The sequence below is a fragment of the Ruegeria sp. AD11(2025) genome (genome assembly GCF_056542405.1).
In genome coordinates, this window is sequence record NZ_JBQFZU010000152.1 from 1 (window position 1) to 601 (window position 601).

The window sequence follows — 601 nt, forward strand, 5'->3', positions numbered from 1 at the left end:
GAAACCGGCAAGGTTGCCCGTCAGGCTGACGGCAGCGTGATTGCCACGCTGGGCGAAACCAGCGTCATGGCAAACGTGACCTTTGCACGGGCGCAAAAACCCGGTCAGGACTTTTTCCCGCTGACCGTCCACTACCAAGAGAAATACTATGCCGCCGGTAAGGTTCCGGGTGGCTTCTTCAAGCGCGAGGCGCGCCCGACCGAGAAAGAGACGCTGACCGCGCGTCTGATCGACCGTCCGATCCGCCCGCTGTTCGTTGACGGCTTCAAGAACGAAGTTCTGGTGATGTGCACCGTGCTGAGCCACGATCTGGTCAACGATCCCGACATCGTCGCGATGATCGCCGCTTCGGCTGCTCTGACCATCTCCGGCGCGGCGTTCATGGGCCCGATCGCCGGTGCCCGTGTTGGTTTCGAAGACGGTGAATACGTTCTGAACCCTACCGTCGATGACATGCAGGACCTGCGCCTGAACCCTGAACAGCGTCTGGATCTGGTTGTTGCTGGTACCAAAGACGCCGTGATGATGGTGGAATCAGAAGCGTACGAACTCTCTGAGGCCGAAATGCTGGGCGCGGTGAACTTTGCGCATGAGCAGATTC

The 601-nt window shown here is 59.6% G+C and carries 1 pseudogene; it reads left to right on the forward strand.

Annotated features, from left to right (window positions below):
* Positions 1 to 601 (forward strand): annotated as a pseudogene (locus ACR1XY_RS24825) (polyribonucleotide nucleotidyltransferase); the annotation flags it as partial.